This window comes from Amycolatopsis sp. lyj-109 (genome assembly GCF_046548995.1).
Classification (GTDB): Bacteria; Actinomycetota; Actinomycetes; order Mycobacteriales; family Pseudonocardiaceae; genus Amycolatopsis.
This window is the reverse complement of sequence record NZ_JAJPWR010000044.1, coordinates 1-17,721: the sequence shown is the minus strand read 5'-3', so window position 1 is coordinate 17,721 and position 17,721 is coordinate 1. Positions and strand designations below refer to the sequence as shown.

The window sequence follows — 17,721 nt, the reverse complement described above, 5'->3', positions numbered from 1 at the left end:
ACTCCCCTGCCACCGGGAAGGAGCCCGCGATGAGCGACAAAGGCTGGTGAACCCTCAGGCCTCGGCCGGGAGCGCGGCCGAAACGACGTTGGGGCGGCGGCGCGCCCACGCCGCGGCCGCGGCGAGCGCGACCAGCGCTCCCGCGGTCCCCGCCCAGGCGATCGCCGCCGCCGGCCCGACCAGCTGGGCGAGGACGCCCCCGGCCACGATCCCTAGCCCCTGCCCGGCGATCATGCCGGTCCGCGCGAACCCGAGGGTCCGCCCGCGCACCCGCGGCGGGGACAGCTGGACGAACGTCGCGCCCGCGGTGACCTGGTAGGCCGAGCAGAGCCCCGACAGGAACAGCAACGCCAGCGCCATGCCGAGCGTCGGCCGGCCCCAGAAGGCCACGAGCGGCGCGGACGTCCCGACCGCCAAGACGCCGAGGGCGCGCACCCGCACCGGCCGGGCGACCCGCCGCAGCAGCAGCGCGCCGGCGACCGCCCCGGCCGGTTCCGCGGCGAGCAGCACCCCGATCCATTCGGCGCCCACCCCGGCCTGGTGGGCGAACGGGACCGCGAGCCCTTCCGGGACGACGGTGAACAACGCCAGCCAGCCCAGCCAGACCAGCGTGCCGAGGGTGCGGTCCTTGCCCACGGCCACCGCACCGGCGGCGAGCCGGCGCAACCACGTCGCCTCGCCTTCCGTGGCCGCGGGTGGCGGGTGCGGGCCGAGGCCGGCGCGGATGAGCAGGGCGGACGCGGCGAAGGTGGCGGCGTCGACGGCCAGGGCGGGGTGCGCACCGACGCCGGTGACCACGAAGGCGGCCGCGGCGAACCCGAGTACCAGGCACAGCTGCGTGGTGACCTGCTGGACCGATTGCCCCGCCTCGTAACGAGCGCCCAGCAGCTCGGGCAGGACGGCGCCTTGGGCGGCCGAGAACGGGGCTTCGGCCAGCTGCACGAGCACGAGCAGCGCGGCCATCAGCGGCAACGGCACCGTGGGCACGGCCATCACGGCGACCAGCGCCGCCCGGAGCACGTCGCAGGCGACCATCACGCGGCGGCGCGGGTACCGGTCGGCGAGCCACGACAGCAGCGCGCCGGACACGAGGGCGGGCAGCATCGACAGGGCGTAGGTCGCGGCGCTCAGCGCGGCGGAACCGGTGCGCTGGAAGACGAGTATCGACAAGGCGACCCGGGCGAGCTGGTCCCCGGCGACCGACAGCAGGCCGGCCAGCCAGAGCAGGCGGAAGCCGCGAACCGCGAACGCGGACCGCGTCGCGCCCATCCCCACCCCCAGGCATTGTCACGCAGAGCGTTGCCCAAGAGGCTCACGGTAGCGCGTGCGGAGGCCGGCCACCATCGCCGACGGTCAGGCCGGGGCCGATGGGGACTCTCGCCGCCTGGCACGGGTGATGCCCCTTCAATCACGCGTGTCGACCCTTCAATCACGCGTGATGCCTCCCTGATCACGCGAGATGCCTCCTTCCGCACACGGCTCGATGGGCGGGAACGGGCTTCATGTGTGATTGAGCGGGCATCACGCGTGATTGGCGGGGCATCACGCGTGATCACACGGACGACACGGGGCCGCGGACCTAGACTCTGCGCATGGGTGCCCGCTCCCGCCGAAACGTCGGCAACCTGCCGGCCGAGCTGACCAGCTTCGTCGGCCGGCGCCACGAGCTCGGGGAAGCGAAACGCCTGCTCGCCACGGCCCGGCTGGTCACGCTGACCGGCGCCGGCGGCGTCGGCAAGACGCGGCTGGCCCTGCGGGCCGCCGCCGACGTGCGCCGGGCGTTCCCGGACGGCGTGTGGCTGGTCGAGCTGGCCGACGTGGGTGATCCGCACCTGGTGCCGAACACCGTGGCGACGGCGTTCGGCCTGCGCGGCACCAGCGACCAGGCCGCCGGGCTCGCCGAGTACCTCGAAGACAAGCAGCTGCTCCTGGTGCTGGACAACTGCGAGCACGTCGCCGACGAGTGCGCGACGCTGATCGCGAAACTGCTCGCGGTCTCCGGCGGGCTCCGGGTCCTCGCCACCAGCCGGCACACGCTGCACGGGGAGGGCGAGCACCTCCTGCACGTCGAGCCACTGCCCGTCCCCCGCGCCGGGAACACCGGCGGTGGCCCGGTCGAAGCGGTCACGCTGTTCGCCGATCGCGCGGCGGCCGTCTCCCCCGGCTTCGAGCTCACCCCGGACAACCGCGCGACGGTGAGCCGGATCTGCCGCCGGCTCGAAGGCATCCCGCTGGCCATCGAACTGGCCGCGGTCCGCGTGCGCGTGCTGTCGGTCGACCAGGTCCTCGAGCGGCTCGACGACCGGCTCGGCCTGCTCACTTCGCGCCCGGCCGCCGTGCCGCCCCGCCGCCGGACCCTGGAAGCGGCGATCGACTGGAGCTTCGAGCTGTGCACGCCCGCGGAACAGCGGCTGTGGGCGCTGGCGTCGGTGTTCCCCGGCGGGTTCGACCTCGACGCCGCCGAGCACGTCTGCGCGCCCGCGGACGACGGCAGCGGCAACGCACTGGACGTCGTGACCGGCTTGGTGGACAAATCGGTCCTCAGCCGCCAGAACGGCACGTTCGGGCGGCGCGCCTGGTACCGGATGCTGGAGACCGTCCGTGACTACGGCGGCGCCCGGCTGGCCACCGGCGGCGGCGAGGCCGGCGTCCGGGCCCGGCAAGCCGGGTACTACGCGGACCTCGCGCGGCGCTACCGGACCGAGGGGTTCGGCCCGCGGCAGTCGGAGTGGCTCGGCCGGCTCCGCCGCGAGCACGCCAACCTCCGGGCCGTGCTGGAACACTGCCTGTCCGGTCCCGGGGAGGCGAGCCAGGCGCTCGACATCGCGGCTTCGCTGTGGAACTTCTGGTACGGCGGCGGCCTCGTCCCGGAGGGCTGCGGCTACCTGCGGCGCGGCCTCGAACTGTGCGGCGAGCGCACCCTGGTCCGGGCCCGGGGGTTGTACGCGATGGCGTTCCTGGCGATCCAGACCGGCGCGCCGCACGCGGAACTGCTGGCGGAGCTGGCCGAACTCGCCGACGAGTTCGCCGACGAACGGCTCCGGGCCGGCCACGCGGAATGCGCCGGCATGGCCACGTTCTTCACCGGCGACCTGACCGGCGGGGCCGAGCTGCTGGAGCGGGCGCTGGCCGGGTACCGCAGCGCCGGGGACGCGCTGCTGGTGTTCGACACGCTGATCCTGCTCGCCGCCGCGCGCTTCTTCCTCGGCGATCCGCGGGGCATGGCCGCCGCGGAGGAGGCGCTCGCCCTCACCGAGCGGCACGAAGCCCGCTGGTCCCGCGGCTACGCGTTGTGGGCCGTCGCGATCCACCGCTGGCGCACCGGCGAGCCCCGGCAGGCCGCGGACCTGCTGCACGAGGCCGTCGCCCTACGGCTGCCCGACCGGACGCTGCTCGCGTTCCTCCTCGAGGCGCTCGCGTGGTGCCACTCCGCCGAAGGCGAGCACGAGCGAGTGGCCCGGCTGCTCGGCGGCGCCGGCGCGGTCTGGCGGCTCAGCGGCGCCCGCGTCGGCGAAATGAGCCCGTACCAGGGTGTCGACGAGCAGTGCGCCGCCCTGGCCCGCAAGGCGCTCGGGGACGACGTCTTCGACACGGCGTTCGCCGAGGCCGCCGGCTCCGGTATCGACGAGGTCGTCCGGTACGCGCTGCGGGAGCGGCCGGCCACGCGCGTGGCGGGCAAGGCGGCCGAACCCGGCGGGCTGACCCGGCGGCAGCGCGAGATCGCCGAGCTGGTGGCGCGCGGGATGACCAACAAGGAGATCGCGGCCGCCCTGGTCCTCAGCGGACGGACCGTGGAAGGCCACGTCGAGAACATCCTGGTGAAGCTCGGCCTCACCTCGCGCACCCAGGTCGCTTCGTGGCTCGCGGGCCAGCCCCGGCAACCCGCGTAGCCGTCCGGGTAGTTTCCCCGGTCCCCTCCGGTCCGGTTCGGACGATCCTGTTCGTGCGACCACACACCGCCCGGAGGAGGACGAGGTGTCCATCGATTCGGCGCCGCAGACCTGTCCCCAGTGCCGGCGGCCGACGGTCCTGATGTCCCACGCCTGGGGCCGTCAGTGGGTGCACGTCGGCACCTGGCGCCCGCAGTGCGGCAACCTGCCCTGGGTGGCGCACTCGACGCAAAACCGGACCCGATAGGCCATTCCGGACCAGCCGGGCACGCGTTGCCACCTCGCGTCGCCCGGCAGAGCGTGCTGGGGCCGTGCCTTCCCCTCCCCCCAAGTCGGCACGGCCCCACCACGCTCACCCTCCTCAGCCGTGCCGGTGCCGCCGGATCAGCCCGCGGGTGATCACCGTCCGCTGGATTTCGTTGGTGCCCTCGCCGACGATCATCAGTGGCGCGTCCCGGAAGTACCGCTCGACGTCGAACTCCGTCGAATAGCCGTAGCCGCCGTGGATGCGGACCGCGTCGAGGGCGATCTCCATCGCCGCCTCGGAGGCGAACAGCTTCGCCATCCCCGCTTCGAGGTCCGCGCGTTCCCCGGAGTCGTAGCGACGGGCGGCGTGGTGGACCAGCTGGCGGGCCGCCTCCAGCTTGGTGGCCATGTCGGCGAGGTGGTTGCCGACCGACTGGTGCTGCCAGATCGGCTTGCCGAACGTCTCGCGCTCCTGGGCGTACCGCAGCGAATCCTCCAGGGCGGCACGGGCGACGCCGAGAGCGCGGGCGGCCACCTGGATCCGGCCGATCTCCAGCCCGCGCATCATCTGCGCGAAGCCCCGGCCCTCTTCCCCGCCCAGCAGCGCGGTGGCCGGGACGCGGAAGTCCACGAAGGACAGTTCGCAGCTCTCCACGCCCTTGTAGCCCAGCTTCGGCAGGTCACGGGCGACTTCGAACCCCGGCCCGGGCTCGACCAGGAGGATGCCGATGCCCGCGTGCGCGGGTTCGGCGTGCGGGTCGGTCCGGCACAGCAGGGCGACCAGCTGCGACCGGCGGGCGTTGGTGATCCAGGTCTTCGCGCCGTCGACCACATAGGACTCACCGTCGCGGCGGGCGGTGGTGCGCAGGGCCTGCAGGTCGGACCCGCCGCCGGGCTCGGTCAGCGCCATCGTCGCGCGGACCTCGCCGGTGGCCATCCGCGGCAGGTAGCGTGCCCGCTGTTCGCGGGTGCCGAACGTGTCGAGGAGCTTCGCGACGACGGTGTGGCCGCCCATCGCGCCGGCGAGGCTCATCCAGCCGCGCGCCAGTTCCTCGGTGACCTCGGCGTAGCACCGGGCCGAGACCGGCGTCCCGCCCCAGGTCTCGGGAACGGCCAGGCCGAAGACGCCGAGCTCCTTCATCCGCTCGATGAGCGCTTCGGGGTAGGTGTCGGTGTGGTCCAGTTCCCGCGCCACCGGCCGGACGTCGCGGTCGACGAAGTCCCGCACCACCGCGACGACCGCGGCTTCTTCCTCGGTCAGCCCGTCCATCCGCTGTCCTCTCGCTCGGGTCGCGCCCTCATCATGACGCCCTTTTCCATCAAACTCATTTGATGTATTCTCCGGGGATGGCCGCCCAGCCACCCGAGTTCGTCCGCCTGGCCGCCCACCCGCTGCGGTGGTCGCTGCTGACCGCGCTCGCCGGTGGCGACCTGCGGGTCCGGGAGCTGGTGGACCGCGTCGGCGAGCCGCAGAACCTGGTCTCCTACCACCTGCGGCTGTTGCGCGGCGGCGGCCTGGTCACCGCCACCCGCAGCAGCTTCGACGGCCGGGACAGCTACTACCACCTCGAGCTCGACCGCTGCGCGGGCGCGCTGACCGAAACCGCCGCGGCGTTGCATCCCGCCCTGCGCCCCGGAATCGCGCCGCCGCCCGGCCGGGTCGCCGTGCTCTTCCTCTGCACCGGCAACAGCGCCCGCTCCCCGATCGCCGAAGCCCTGCTGCGCCGGCGAACCGCCGGGACGGTGACGGTGACCAGCGCGGGCAGCCACCCGAAGGCCGCCCTGCACCCCGGCGCGATCCGGGTACTTGGCGAGGAATTCGGCATCGACGTCACCGGGCAGCGGCCGCGGCACCTGGACACGGTCGCCGGCCGGCGGTTCGACCACGTCATCACGGTGTGCGACCGGGTCCGCGAGGTCAGCCCCGAGTTCCCGCACCACCCGCGCCGCCGCCACTGGAGCATCCCCGACCCCGCGGCGGATCCCGGCTCCTTCGCGCACACGGCGGCGGAGCTCGACACCCGCGTCCGGCACCTGCTGCCGGAACTCGCACCCGGCAAGGAGGTCCGGCCATGAGCGAGCAGTACGCCAGCGTCCGGTACGTCGTCGACGACGTCCAGGCGGCCATCGGCTTCTACACCACGCACCTGGGGTTCACGGTGCGGATGAGCGCGGCGCCCGCGTTCGCCGACGTCGTCCGCGGCCCGCTGCGGCTGCTGCTGTCCGGCCCGGCGAGTTCCGGCGCCCGCGCCACCCCCGCGGACGCCGCCACCGCCGGCCGGAACCGCATCCACCTGGTGCTCGACGACCTCGACGCCGAGGTCGCCCGGCTGACCGACGCCGGGGTGGCCTTCCGCACCGGCGTCGTGTCGGGTCCGGGCGGGCGGCAAATCCTCTTGGCGGACCCGGCCGGAAACCTCGTGGAGCTGTTCCAGCCCGCACACTGAGTGATTGGTTTCGGAAGTCCTTCGTGGGTATCGGCGGATCCAGGTTTCCGCTGGGCCTTTCGGCCGTGCGTCCAGCGGGAAGCTGGGCCGTCGAGACCCCGAAGGATCTCCGAAACCGACCACTAGGCTGCGGCCGTGCCGGAAACGCGCCTCGACCTCGCCCGGATCCGGGCGGCCCGCCAGGTGATCGACCCGGTCTTCCTCGACACGCCGCTGTACCGCTGCGAAGCGCTGGAACCCGTTCTCGGGTGCGCGGTGAGCATCAAGCTCGAGACGGCGAATCCGGTGCGGAGTTTCAAGGGCCGCGGCACCGAAGTGGTCGTGAGCGGGCTCGCCGGGGCGGCGGTGTGCGCCAGCGCGGGCAACCTCGGCCAAGCCCTCGCGTGGTCCGGGCGCGGCCGCGGGCTCGACGTCACCGTCGTCGCGTCCCGGCACGCGACGGCGGCCAAGCTCGAGCGCATCCGCGCGCTCGGCGCCCGGCTGGAACTGGTGGACGGCGACCACGAACTGGCCCGCGAGCGCGCGGCGGCGATCGCCCGCCGCGACGGCATCCGGCTCGTCGAGGACAGCCTGGACCTCGAAACGTGCGAGGGTGCGGCCACCATCGGCCTGGAACTGGTGGCCGCCGCGCCGTCGTTCGACGCCGTCCTGATCGCCCTCGGCGGCGGGGCGCTGGCGACCGGCGTGGGGCACGTGGTGCGGTCCGAGGCTCCCGGCGCCGAGGTGGTCTGCGTCCAGCCGGCGGGCGCCCCGGCGATGACGCGCTCGTGGCACGCGCGGCGCGTGGTCACCACCGGCCCGACGCACACGATCGCCGACGGCGTCGCCGGGCGGCGGCCGATCCCGGAGGTCCTGGCCGATCTCCTCGTCGTCGCGGACGACGCCGTCCTGGTCGCGGAAGCGTCGATCATCGCCGGGATGCGGCTGCTGCTGGAGCACGCCGGCCTGGTGGTCGAACCGTCGGCCGCACTGGGCATCGCGGCGATCCTCGAAGACCGCGACCGCTTCGCCGGCCGGCACGTGGTGACCATCGTGTGCGGCGGCAACGTGGACCTGACCGCCTACCGCGGCTGGGTCGGCTGACTCGGTTCGGCGCCGCACGCGTTGTGGTCCACCCCGGCGGCCGCGGGAGCTGAGTCTCAAGCGCCCCAATGTGGCCTTCGGTGCGTCTGACGCACCGAAGGCCGCCTTGGGTGCGTGAGACGCAACCAAGGCCGCCTTGGGGCGCTTGGGCCGTCAGCCGAGGGCGGCGAGCAACTCGCGTTCGCGCTGTGGGCTGAGGCCGGCGCGCCGGTCCCGGTCCAGCCCCTGCTCGCGTTCCCAGCGCAGGGTGTCGGCCAGCAGCTCCGTCCGGGGGCGGTGCCGCAGCCCCGCGGCGCGCGCCGCGGACCCGTCCCGGGCCGACCAGCCTTCCCAGCCCGGCTCGACCAGCCACATCGCCAGCGATTCGGGCCCCATGTACTCGGCCACGCCGTGGGCGAGCAGCCACTCCGCCCCGGCGGTGACCACCGGACCGGTGTGCCCGCCGGCGGCGCGGGACAGCTCGACCCACTCCCCGAACGGGACGACCGGGCCGACGGCGTCGTAGGTGCCGGTGGTGCCCGTCTCCGCGGAGTCGAGCAGCCACGCGGTGAGGTCCCGTACGTCGACCACCTGGGTGGGCACCGCCGGCGTGGCCGGGACCAGCATCGGCCCGCGCGGATCGCGGGCCGCTCGGGCGACCCAGTAGCCGGAGCGCCCGCCGTGATCGCCGGGGCCGCCGATGAGCCCGGCCCTGGCGACGAGGAGGCGGTCCCCCACCGCGGCCGCCGACGCCTGCTCGCAAGCAACTTTCGCCTCGCCGTAAAGCTCCCGGTCGACCTCGCTCCGGTCGGTCGGGGCGAGCAGGGCCGCGGACTCGTCCGCCCCCGGCGTGGCGTGGGAGGCGTAGACGCTGACGGACGAGACGTACACCCAGTGCCCGGCCTTGCCGCCCAGTGCGTCGAGCGCCCCACGGACGAAACCCGGCTGCCACGACACCTCGACGACCGCGTCCCACACCCGGCCGAGCAGGGACTCGTACGCCGACGGATCGCGCCGGTCGGCGGCGACCAGGGTCGCTCCCTCCGCGACTCCCCCGCTCTCGCCGCGCGCGAGGCAGGTCACGCGATGGCCGCGTCCGATCGCCTGGCGGGACAGCTCCCGAGCCACCCACGCTGTTCCGCCCAGCACCAGGATCTCCATACCGACACCCAAGCACCAAGATCACCGCACGGCCAGCGAATTCGCTCACAGCGGATCACGACTCGCCGGATCGGGCTTCCGGTTAATAAATCATCGGCCACGTCGGGAAACGCGCTTTCTTAGCTTGCCCTCATTACCCGAACGAGTGAACGCGGGCGGCGTCCGGGTGACGTCCACCCCGAAATCCGCTCGTCACGGCATGGGCCGACCACGGCATACAACCCAAGAATTGCGCTGTTCGCATCGCCTTTTCGGCGCCCGGGTGAGAGTACTTCAACCACACTGCCGGTTCGGCATAGGATTTTCCTTCGGCCAGGAAAACGTTTCCTGGCGAATTCTGTCCATTTCCGGAATCGAGGACCAATCATGCGAAGACGCATGCTGGGGGCGGTCCTGCCCCTGGCGCTCGCCGCGGCCACCGCCGTCCCGCTGCCCGCGGCCGCCGACCCCGCCCCACCGGTCTCGGCGCTGACGAAGTCGGTGCAGGGCACCGGTTCCCCGGCCGCGCACGGCGCGACCGCGAACTGGGTCGTCGGCTACGAAGACCACGCGACCACGACCGGCGCCGCCACGATCACCGACGCCGTCGGGGCCGGGCAGGCCTACCAGTCCGGTTCGCTCCACGCCCCGCCCGGCTGGACGCCGGCGTGGTCCACCGACGGCAGCACGTTCACCGGCACCGAACCGGCGTCCGGCGTCACCGCGGTCCGCGGCACGAATCCCGCCGCGGGTCCCGACGCGACCCAGCTGACCGGCGCCCTCACCCCGCCCGTGCAGGCCGTGACCACCCCGACCGGCGGCGACGGCTACTCGCCGATCCTGTACCGCACCCAGGGCGGCGCGCTGCAGGCCTGGAACATCTACCACCACCTGGGGGCCACGTCGCCGAAGGTGGTCTGCACCGAGCTCGCCACCGGGACGCGGTGCCCGGGCGGCCCGTGGCCGAAGGTGCTCAACACCGCGTCCGGACCGCTCGGCACCCTGGGGGCCGGGGACATCGCCACCACCCTCATCGAGCAGTACGTGCGCGACCCCGCCGCGCCCGCGAAGGTCTACTACCCGGCCGTCACGGCGACATCGGCCGGCGTCGCCTGTCTCGACATGGCCGCCGCGGCCAACTGCGGTTACTGGCCGCTGGCCACCCTCGGCGGGTCGCCGCCGGTGAGCAACCTCGCCGGGCTCGTGGAAAGCGGCGGCAACCTGTACGGCGTGCTCAGCACCGGCGCGGTGGTCTGCTGGACGATCGCCACGCAGAGCGCTTGCGGCAGCCAGCCGTACGCGCCGATCCTGCCGGCGGTCAACCAGCCGTACGTCGTCGGCGGCATGACCGTGGTGGCGGGCAAGGTGTTCGCGTCGACGTCGAACCCGGGCGCCGCGCTCCAGCCGGCACTGGGCTGCTTCGACCCGGCGACGGCCACGGCGTGCGCCGGCTGGGCTTCGTCGCGACCCACCGGACCGGCGGGCAACCACACCTACAACGCCTACACGGCGTTCAGCACGACCGGCGTCCCGGTGGGGGCGTGCTCGTCGACGACCGGCGGCACGAACGTCACGACCTGCTACGCGCTGGACGGGTCGGCCTTGCCGGCGCCGCCGGGTGCGGCCGCGCTGACGGGTGGGATCTACGTCTTCAACCCGGAGGTCGTCACCGACCCGAGCGGCCACGTGCGCAGCTACCTCCCGATCTGGAACGGGGGTGTCGCGGGCGCGGCGGTGTGCCACGACTGGGCAACGGGGGCGGCGTGCGCCGGCTTGCCCGCCCGGATCACCCACCCGTCGGTGAACGGCGGGGCCACGCGGGACTACGGCTACGCGTACGACCCGCCGTCGGGCTGCCTGATCGGCCTGGGCGACGCCGGGGTGCTGTTCTCGATGGACCCGGCCACCGGGGCCACCCCGTGTGTCCGCTCCGGCGGACAGGTGACCCTGCGTCCGGGTGATTTCTACTGCGACGGCGGTTCGCACGTGCAGGGCTACACGTCCGCGCGGCTGACGGGCGTCGACCCGGCGAACGTCGACTTCGCGGCGTCGCGGGTGACGGTCGTCGACCAGGACAACGCCGTGGTGCCGACGCCGGGCTTCGCCCCGGACGGCTCGGTCGACCTCAGCGGCGTCTCGGTGGCGGCACACCCGTCGATCACCGTGACGACGACGCTGGTCCTGCACAGTGCGGCGGGCTTCAGCGGTTCGCTGGTGGTCGACTTCGCGGGCGACGCACCCCAGCTGTGCTTCCGCACGACGATCTCGGCGGACTGCCTGGTCACGTCGGTGGCGAACACGGCGACGGGCACGGACTCGACGGGTTCGTTCACGTCCAACACGGTGACGCTGCCGGTCGCTCCCGGCGCGTCGTGCACCCCGAAGGTGACCGTGGAGAAGGAGATCTGCACGGCGGTCCACCCGGCCGGCTGCGGCCCGGGCGGCGCCGGACCGTGGGCCAAACAGGCCCCGGTGGGCCTGCTCGGCGTGCTCGCCGCGTCGGCGTACTGGCGGATCACGGTGACGAACCAGGGTCCGGTCGGGATCACGTCCGCGCAGGTGGTCGACACGGTGGAGCCGTCGTGCCAGACAGGCCCGTTCACGCTGGCGGCGGGCCAGTCGAAGCAGGTGTACTGCGCGACGTACGCGCTGCTGAACCTGTTCCCGATCACCAACAAGGCGAAGGTGAGCTACCTACCGGTGAACGTCCCGCCGGGGACGCCTCCGTCCACAACGGACTGGTCGGCGGCGAAGGCCTGTTCGCTGCTGTGCATCCTGTAGGGAGGTGACGTGATGGCGTCGGCCGGCTCAAGGGCCTTCGGCGAGACGGCCGGCGCCATCAGGACCGCACACAGCGGCACCGCCATCGCGATCGCGGCCAGCACGAACACCGGGAACAGGAAGGAGAACACCTCCGCACCCGCGGGGTCCGGGGCGTTCATGTCCATCGTCATCCGGACCGCCGCCATGCCCGTGTAGTGCATACCGGTGACCGCCGCGCCCATCACGAAACCCGCCAGCAGCCGCAACGAAAGGCGGTCGAGGAAGACCGCGAACCACAGGGCCGCGGTCGCCGCCACCACGGCGATCACCACCGACAGCGCCACCAGGCCGCCGTCGTAGCCGAAGTCGCCCTTCACCCGCAGCGCCGACATCCCGGTGTAGTGCATGACATTCACCGCCAGGCCGGTGATGACACCGCCGAGCGCGAGGCGCCACCAGCCGAACTTCGCCCGGCCGCCCACCACCACGAGCCCCGCGAACACCGCCGTCACCGAAAGGATCGCCGACAGGACCGTGCGGAAGATGTCGTAGCGGACCGGCATGCCCGGGGTGCTGAAGCCGAGCATCGCCACGAAGTGCATCAGCCAGATGCCGACGCCGCCGATCGAGATCGCCGCCAGCACCAGCCAGCGCATCCGGTGCCGGGCCTCGGCGGCGTGGCGGGCCTGGACCGCGCACGCCAGGCCGAGCGCACAGCCGACCACCGACGTCAGGTAGGCGAGCACGAGCAGCCAGTGCCCGAGCGCGAAGTGCTCCATGGCGAAGTCCTCTCTACAGGTCGCGCAGCCCGTACAGCACGCGTTCCATCAGGTCGTGGCGCTCGTCCCAGGTGGCGGTGTCCGACAGCGTGTCGCGGACGATCACCAGGCTGTCCTCCATCAGGTCCGACACGAGCACGCGGACCACGCCGAGCGGCAGCGCCAGCAGCGCGGCGATCTCCATCAGCGACCGCGGCCGGACGCACAGCTCGAGGACCTCCGCCAGCGCGCTCGACGTCTGGTAGACGGCTTCGGCCCGGCCGTCGGCGGTGGTCTCGACCAGCGCTTCGACGGCGATGTCGATCGCCGGGGCCGTCCGGCCTTCCGTCCACGCGTAGGGGCGGGCCAGCGCCGGGCTGCGGCGCGGCTCGTCCCCGGGCGCGTCGTCGATCACCGGTGGTCCTGGGCCACCGGCATCTCGCGCGCGGGCACGTCGACCTTCCGCCCCACCCGCTCGACCAGCATCGTCATCTCGTAGCCGACCAGCCCGATGTCGCAGCCGGTCGAGGCGAGCACGACGAGGTTCGAGCCGTCGCCGACGCTCATCAGCAGCAGGAACCCCTGCTCCATCTCGATCACCGACTGCACGACCCGCCCGGCGGTGAACAGCTCGGCGGTGCCCAGCGAGAGGCTGGACAGGCCGGCCGCGATGGCCGCGAGCTGGTCGCCGCGTTCCCGGGGCAGGTTTTCGTCGGCGGCGACGAGCAGCCCGTCGGCGGAGACGAGCACGGCGTGCGCGACGCCCGAGACGTCCTGGACGAACCCGTGGACCAGCCAGTTCAGCGTCGCGGACCGTTCGGGTGGCGCGGGGAGTGTCCCGCTGAGGGATCGGGCCGCCGGCTCGGTGGCGGAGCGCCGGGGGTGCAGTTCCGTCATCGCGGATCCACTTCGTCCTTTCCGGATTGTTCGGCACGCGCGGCGGTCTCCGACCGCGCGGCACGCATGCCCTGGTAGTGCCGCGAGAGACTGCTGCGCACGGCGGCGGCGTCGCGGAAGGCGCCGCCGGTCTGTTCACGACCGCGAGGAAGGACGGCACCGGGCGCGAGCTGGGCACCGGGCCGCCGGGTGGGCAGGCCGGCATCGGTGAGCCGCTGGGCGACGGCGGGCTTGAGAGCGCTTTCGGCGGCTTGCCGCGTGCGGTCGGCAGGGGTGTCCCAGTCGCCGACGGGGGCGAGTGGGGAGTGGGTGCCGGGATCCGCGGCGTGCGCCGCCGGTGCATCCCTGGCGATTTCCGCCGAGATCGCCCGGTGCGCTCCGGACGTCTCTCTCGCCGACGCCGCTTCGGCGACCCGGTCGGCCGGGACCGCGGGGGGCTCGACCGCGGGAGGCCACTCCACGGGCTCGGCCGGCGAAGGCCGATCCGCCGGCTCAGCCGAGGCGGCCCGGTGCGCCGCGGCGGAACCGGGGCGGCCGTCAGCGCTCGTTCCGGCCGGAGATCCCGCAGCGGTTTCGCTCTGCTCGGCGTGGCCCGGCAGCTCGGCCGCCCGCTCGCCCACCGCCGGCCACTTCACCGGGCCCGCCGCACCGTTGCGCCGCACCACCGGCTTGGCCGCCGGCTCGGTGAACCAGCTCGTCACCACCTGCTCGAAGATCGGCGTCGAGGCCTGGGCCGGCACCACCGGTGGCCGCGAGTGGCCGTTGCGGGCCGCCGAGATCAGGCGGCCCGCGCCGATCGGGCGGGCCAGGTCCGCGATCACCAGCGCGCCCGGGACGTGGACGCTCGCCGTCACGCCGGCGTGCCGGGCCGCCGTTCCCGTCGCGCGCAACCGGACCGTCACGCCGTGCAGCGCCGCCAGCCTGCCGACCACGAACAACCCCATCCGGCGGGTCGTCTCCGGGCCGACCGTCCCGGCCGCCGCCAGGCGGTCGTTCACCGCGGCCAGCTCCTCCGGCGTCATGCCCAGGCCCTGGTCGACCACCTCGATGAGCAGCCCGCCGTCGGCGCCGCGGTCGGCCGTGAGGGCCACCTTGTGCTCCGGGGGCGAGAAGCGCGTCGCGTTCTCCAGCAGCTCCGCCAGGATGTGCACCACGTCCGCCGCCGCCTCGGGCTGGACCGAACCGCGCGGTGCGTTGCCCAGCGCCACCCGGCGGTAGTCCTTGACCTCCGAGGTCGCCGCGCGCAGGAGGTCCCGGGTCGGCACCGGCTCACGGCCGTGGCGGACCGGGCGGCCGCCCGCCAGCACGTGCAGGTTCTCGCCGTTGCGGCGCAGGCGGGTCGCGATGTGGTCGATGCGGAACAGCTCGTCGAGCCGGCCCGGGTGCTGCTCTCCCGCCTCGAGGTCTTCGATGATCGACAGCTGCTGCTCGACCAGCGACTGGCTCCGCCGCGACAGCGTCATGAACATCTCGCTGACCTGCTTGCGCAGCTCGGCCTGCTCGACGGCGAGCCGGACCGCCTGGCGGTGCATGTCGTCGAACGCCCGCGCCAGCTGCCCGATCTCCTCGTCGGTCCGGACCCCGCTGCCGGGCACCGCGCGCCAGTCGACGTCCTGGCCCTCGCGGATCCGCCGGACGGTCGCCGGGAGCTGGTCGTTCGCGGCGCGCAGGGCGGCCGCGCGCAGCCGGCGCACCGGCGTGACCAGCGACCGCACCACCAGCAGCGCGATCGCGAGCGCGCCGAGCAGCGATCCGAGCACCAGCGCCGTGTCGCGCAGCGAGTCCGCGCGGGCCCGGTCGGCCGCGGTCGAGACGTCGGCCGCCAGCTTCGCCGCGACGTCGGTCAGCACGGCCGTCACGCCGGTCGTCTCGGCGGCGATGGAGGGGACGAACGACGCGAGCGGCGCGCCGGTCTCCTGCAACGTGTCGAGGCGGGTTTCGGCCGAGCTCGTCGCGACCTTGAACCGGCCCAGCAGGTTACCCGGGAGCTGGTGTTCGGCCTGCTCGCCGAGCACCTCCTGCTCGGCCGCCGTCCGCACGATCGCCGGCCGCAGCGAAGCGTCGTCGGGGCTGCTCTGCGCGGCCCGCGCGAACGTCTCCTCGGTGGCCAGCTCGGCCCGCAGGTGCACCAGCAGCCGAGCGTTTTCCGCGCCGGCCGTGGTTTCGGGGCCCGCGTCGGCCGGGACGAACTCGGGCACGAGGTCGCCGAGGGTGGCGATGATGTCGTTGTAGCCGGCGGCTTTCGTGCGGACGTCGCCACCGCCGACACCGGCCGCGCGGATCCCGGCGAGCTTGCCCAGCGCGGTGTTCAGCGCCCGGCCGGTGTCTCCGGGCAGCGGCGCGAAACCGGCGTCGCGCTGGACCGCGGCCACCTTCGCGTCGACGGCCGCGATCAGCGTGTCCGGCGCACCCGCCGGGATCGCGACGGCGGCGACCATTTCCTCGCCCAGCGACCCGGTCAGGTCGATCGTGTCGCGCAGCACCGGCAGCCGGTCGCGGGCCGCGCTGAGCGCGGTCGCCCGGTCGAGTTCACCCTGGATCCGGATTTCCGCGAGCGCCACCGCGACCAGGACCGGCAGCAGCAGGACGACGCTGATCTTGGTGCGGACGCTCCAGTGCGCCGGCCACCACGCGGCGTCCGCCGGGCGGCGGGGCGTGGATCTGCTTTCGTGCATGGCGGAATCGCTCGATTCCCAGCCGCGCGCACGGCTGACGTCGAACTCGGACAGGACGAGGGCCCCAGGACCGATCACGGACGCCGGAGAAGTGGACGGAAACCCGGCTCCCGCACCGGGCACGACGTGGCGTTGATCGGCCGATCAGCAGAAGACATCACCCCCGGCGTGCTTGTCAACCCTGTACCGCGGCGTTTCGGAACGCTGTGATCGAATCATTTCCCGCGCACTCCCGCGGTTGACGCATCGTGTTCTTGCGGTCGCTGCTTGTACATCGTTCAAGCACATTGCCGCAGCTCCGACGCCTACTCGGCGGTAGATAAAACGATCCGGACACTGGCGGCAGAATTACCCACAGCAGTCACCGGGGCTAATTCGGCTTTCGTTCGAATGGTGGGTTATTAATTTCCACGAGGTGCCCGGGTGGAAGTCCCGACCCGGGACCCGGCAGAATCGCCGCCGTGACCGAAGTGGACGAACGCGGCGGCAAGCGGGTCGGGTGGGTCGAGCTGTACTTCGATCTGGTCTTCGTGTTCGCGGTGGGACAGGTGGCGCACGGCATCGTCGCGGACCCGCACTGGGCGCGCGCCGCCGCGGCGCTCGGCCTGTTCGCGACGCTCTGGTGGACGTGGATCGGCTTCGCGGTGCTGTACAACCGCCGCGGCGACGACAGCCGCGTCGCCGACCGGCTGTTCGTGCTCGCCGGCACGATCCCCTGCGGGATCGCCGCGACGCAGGCGCACCACGTCTTCGAAGGGCATCCGGCGATCTTCGCCGCGGCGATGGCCGGGGTCCGCCTGATCCTGGCGGCGGCGCACCGCTGGCCACGCGCCGGGATCGACCAGCGGCGGATCAGCTGGGGTTACACGTTGTCGGCCGTCCTGTTCGGCGCCTCGGCGGTCCTGCCGCACTACGGGGTGCTGTGGGCGCTCGCGCTGGTGCAGGAGGCCGGATTCCTGCTGCTCGGCGACCGTCGCGAACGGCGCCGGGGCGAGCGGCCCACACGGGAGGCGAGGTGGCGGATCATGCTGGCGCCGCCGCGCGACCCGAACCTGGCGATCGACTCGGCGCACCTCGCGGAGCGGTTCGGGCTGTTCATGATCCTGCTGCTCGGCGAGCTGGTGTTCACGGTCGGCACGGCGGCGCTCGAACGGCCGGCCGACGATCTGGGGTACTGGCTGGCCCTGGCCGGCGGACTCGTCCTGGCGGGGGCGCTGTGGTGGGTGTACTTCTCCTCGGCGGTGGAGATCTACGAGCGCATGCTCGGATTTTCCGGCGGCAACCCGGCGCTGGCGTATTCGCTGTACGCGGGCGGGCACCTGATGCCGGCGTTCGCCCTGGTGCTGATGGCGGCGGGGGTGAACCTGTCCCTGCACGAGTCCCCACCCCACGCGGCGGCCTGGTTCACGACGGCCGGCCTGGCGATCTACCTGGCCGGGACGCGGGTTTTCGCGGAGGGGTCGCACCGCTGGTACTTCGCACTGGCCCGCGTGGCGGCGTTGGCGGCGACGGTGAACCTGGCGTTCCTGGACCGGGTCCTGCCCGCCCCGGCGGTGGTGCTGGTGATCGCGGTGTGGGCGGTGGCGACCGCGACGGTGACGGCGGTGATCCGCCACCGCAGCCTCACCCGCCTCGGCGCGGACCCGGTGGCCTTCCTGCGGCAGGTCGCCGACGGGCGCCGACCGGACGGGAAGCCCCGCTCCGGCGCCTGAAAGCGCGTCTTGAATGACTCATTCAGTTGTCGGTGTCCCTGGCGGGACGTCCGTGCTGGGGTGAAAATCGTGTCTGGTCGCTTGCGTGACGTCGTGTGTCCTTGGCGCTGGGTCGAGGCCGTCATTCAGTC

At 73.3% G+C, this 17,721-nt stretch carries 14 protein-coding genes; 7 read left to right on the top strand and 7 right to left on the bottom strand.

Annotation, left to right across the window (positions count from 1 at the left end):
- Positions 1–54 precede the first annotated feature (54 nt).
- Complete coding sequence (locus ACLJQF_RS47030; protein WP_410617049.1) at positions 55–1,269, bottom strand: MFS transporter; 1,215 nt, start codon at positions 1,267–1,269, stop codon at positions 55–57.
- Positions 1,270–1,592: 323 nt separating this feature from the next.
- Between ACLJQF_RS47030 and ACLJQF_RS47025 the strand changes: the two genes are divergently transcribed.
- Together ACLJQF_RS47025 and ACLJQF_RS47020 are read left to right on the top strand one after the other, a co-directional pair.
- Positions 1,593–3,890 carry an ATP-binding protein gene (locus tag ACLJQF_RS47025; protein WP_410617047.1) on the top strand — a complete coding sequence of 766 codons (2,298 nt, stop codon included), beginning with the start codon at positions 1,593–1,595 and terminating at the stop codon, positions 3,888–3,890.
- A gap of 85 nt (positions 3,891–3,975) precedes the next feature.
- Entirely contained in the window at positions 3,976–4,137 is a 162-nt protein-coding gene (locus ACLJQF_RS47020; protein ID WP_410617045.1) for a hypothetical protein, read from the top strand.
- A 114-nt stretch (positions 4,138–4,251) separates the two neighbouring features.
- Here ACLJQF_RS47020 and ACLJQF_RS47015 read toward each other — a convergent pair whose 3' ends face one another.
- Positions 4,252–5,406, bottom strand: a complete 1,155-nt coding sequence (locus tag ACLJQF_RS47015) for an acyl-CoA dehydrogenase family protein (RefSeq protein ID WP_410617044.1) — start codon at positions 5,404–5,406, stop codon at positions 4,252–4,254.
- A gap of 77 nt (positions 5,407–5,483) precedes the next feature.
- Between ACLJQF_RS47015 and ACLJQF_RS47010 the strand changes: the two genes are divergently transcribed.
- The 3 genes from ACLJQF_RS47010 to ACLJQF_RS47000 all read left to right on the top strand — a co-directional run bounded on the left by ACLJQF_RS47010 (position 5,484) and on the right by ACLJQF_RS47000 (position 7,666).
- The gene (locus ACLJQF_RS47010) at positions 5,484–6,212 is read left to right on the top strand and encodes an ArsR family transcriptional regulator (RefSeq protein WP_410617042.1); all 729 of its coding nucleotides are present in this window, start codon (positions 5,484–5,486) and stop codon (positions 6,210–6,212) included.
- Positions 6,209–6,583: a VOC family protein gene (locus tag ACLJQF_RS47005; protein WP_410617041.1), complete on the top strand. Its 375-nt coding sequence runs from the start codon at positions 6,209–6,211 to the stop codon at positions 6,581–6,583. The genes ACLJQF_RS47010 and ACLJQF_RS47005 overlap by 4 nt, the downstream gene beginning before the upstream one ends.
- 135 nt (positions 6,584–6,718) lie before the next feature.
- Entirely contained in the window at positions 6,719–7,666 is a 948-nt protein-coding gene (locus ACLJQF_RS47000) for a threonine/serine dehydratase (protein WP_410617039.1), read from the top strand.
- 153 nt (positions 7,667–7,819) lie between these two features.
- On the opposite strand, the gene ACLJQF_RS46995 is transcribed toward ACLJQF_RS47000, so the two are convergent.
- The gene (locus tag ACLJQF_RS46995) at positions 7,820–8,806 is read right to left on the bottom strand and encodes an NAD-dependent epimerase/dehydratase family protein (RefSeq protein WP_410617038.1); all 987 of its coding nucleotides are present in this window, start codon (positions 8,804–8,806) and stop codon (positions 7,820–7,822) included.
- Between the two features lie 366 nt (positions 8,807–9,172).
- Between ACLJQF_RS46995 and ACLJQF_RS46990 the strand changes: the two genes are divergently transcribed.
- Positions 9,173–11,566, top strand: coding sequence for a hypothetical protein (locus tag ACLJQF_RS46990; protein ID WP_410617037.1), 2,394 nt, complete (start codon positions 9,173–9,175; stop codon positions 11,564–11,566).
- Here ACLJQF_RS46990 and ACLJQF_RS46985 read toward each other — a convergent pair.
- From ACLJQF_RS46985 to ACLJQF_RS46970, 4 genes are read right to left on the bottom strand one after another with little or no spacing between them, the layout of a single operon-like run.
- Positions 11,476–12,327: an MHYT domain-containing protein gene (locus tag ACLJQF_RS46985; RefSeq protein WP_410617035.1), complete on the bottom strand. Its 852-nt coding sequence runs from the start codon at positions 12,325–12,327 to the stop codon at positions 11,476–11,478. The genes ACLJQF_RS46990 and ACLJQF_RS46985 overlap by 91 nt on opposite strands.
- A 13-nt stretch (positions 12,328–12,340) precedes the next feature.
- The gene (locus ACLJQF_RS46980; RefSeq protein WP_410617034.1) at positions 12,341–12,721 is read right to left on the bottom strand and encodes a DUF742 domain-containing protein; all 381 of its coding nucleotides are present in this window, start codon (positions 12,719–12,721) and stop codon (positions 12,341–12,343) included.
- Positions 12,718–13,203, bottom strand: coding sequence for a roadblock/LC7 domain-containing protein (locus tag ACLJQF_RS46975; protein ID WP_410617032.1), 486 nt, complete (start codon positions 13,201–13,203; stop codon positions 12,718–12,720). The genes ACLJQF_RS46980 and ACLJQF_RS46975 overlap by 4 nt, the downstream gene beginning before the upstream one ends.
- Complete coding sequence (locus ACLJQF_RS46970) at positions 13,200–15,878, bottom strand: sensor histidine kinase (RefSeq protein WP_410617030.1); 2,679 nt, start codon at positions 15,876–15,878, stop codon at positions 13,200–13,202. Before ACLJQF_RS46970 ends, ACLJQF_RS46975 begins: the two co-directional genes overlap by 4 nt.
- Before the next feature lie 461 nt (positions 15,879–16,339).
- Between ACLJQF_RS46970 and ACLJQF_RS46965 the strand changes: the two genes are divergently transcribed.
- A complete protein-coding gene (locus ACLJQF_RS46965) occupies positions 16,340–17,590 on the top strand; it encodes a low temperature requirement protein A (protein WP_410617029.1) in 1,251 nt (416 codons plus the stop codon).
- Positions 17,591–17,721: the final 131 nt, after the last annotated feature.

Bases quoted from the DNA above. Each gene is read 5' to 3' on its own strand.
- ACLJQF_RS47015 (WP_410617044.1), bottom strand. From the start codon at position 5,406: ATGGACGGGCTGACCGAGGAAGAAGCCGCGGTCGTCGCGGTGGTGCGG.
- ACLJQF_RS46975 (WP_410617032.1), bottom strand. From the start codon at position 13,203: ATGACGGAACTGCACCCCCGGCGCTCCGCCACCGAGCCGGCGGCCCGA.
- ACLJQF_RS46985 (WP_410617035.1), bottom strand. From the start codon at position 12,327: ATGGAGCACTTCGCGCTCGGGCACTGGCTGCTCGTGCTCGCCTACCTG.
- ACLJQF_RS47030 (WP_410617049.1), bottom strand. From the start codon at position 1,269: ATGGGCGCGACGCGGTCCGCGTTCGCGGTTCGCGGCTTCCGCCTGCTC.
- ACLJQF_RS46970 (WP_410617030.1), bottom strand. From the start codon at position 15,878: ATGCACGAAAGCAGATCCACGCCCCGCCGCCCGGCGGACGCCGCGTGG.
- ACLJQF_RS46995 (WP_410617038.1), bottom strand. From the start codon at position 8,806: ATGGAGATCCTGGTGCTGGGCGGAACAGCGTGGGTGGCTCGGGAGCTG.
- ACLJQF_RS47010 (WP_410617042.1), top strand. From the start codon at position 5,484: ATGGCCGCCCAGCCACCCGAGTTCGTCCGCCTGGCCGCCCACCCGCTG.
- ACLJQF_RS47025 (WP_410617047.1), top strand. From the start codon at position 1,593: ATGGGTGCCCGCTCCCGCCGAAACGTCGGCAACCTGCCGGCCGAGCTG.
- ACLJQF_RS46990 (WP_410617037.1), top strand. From the start codon at position 9,173: ATGCGAAGACGCATGCTGGGGGCGGTCCTGCCCCTGGCGCTCGCCGCG.
- ACLJQF_RS47005 (WP_410617041.1), top strand. From the start codon at position 6,209: ATGAGCGAGCAGTACGCCAGCGTCCGGTACGTCGTCGACGACGTCCAG.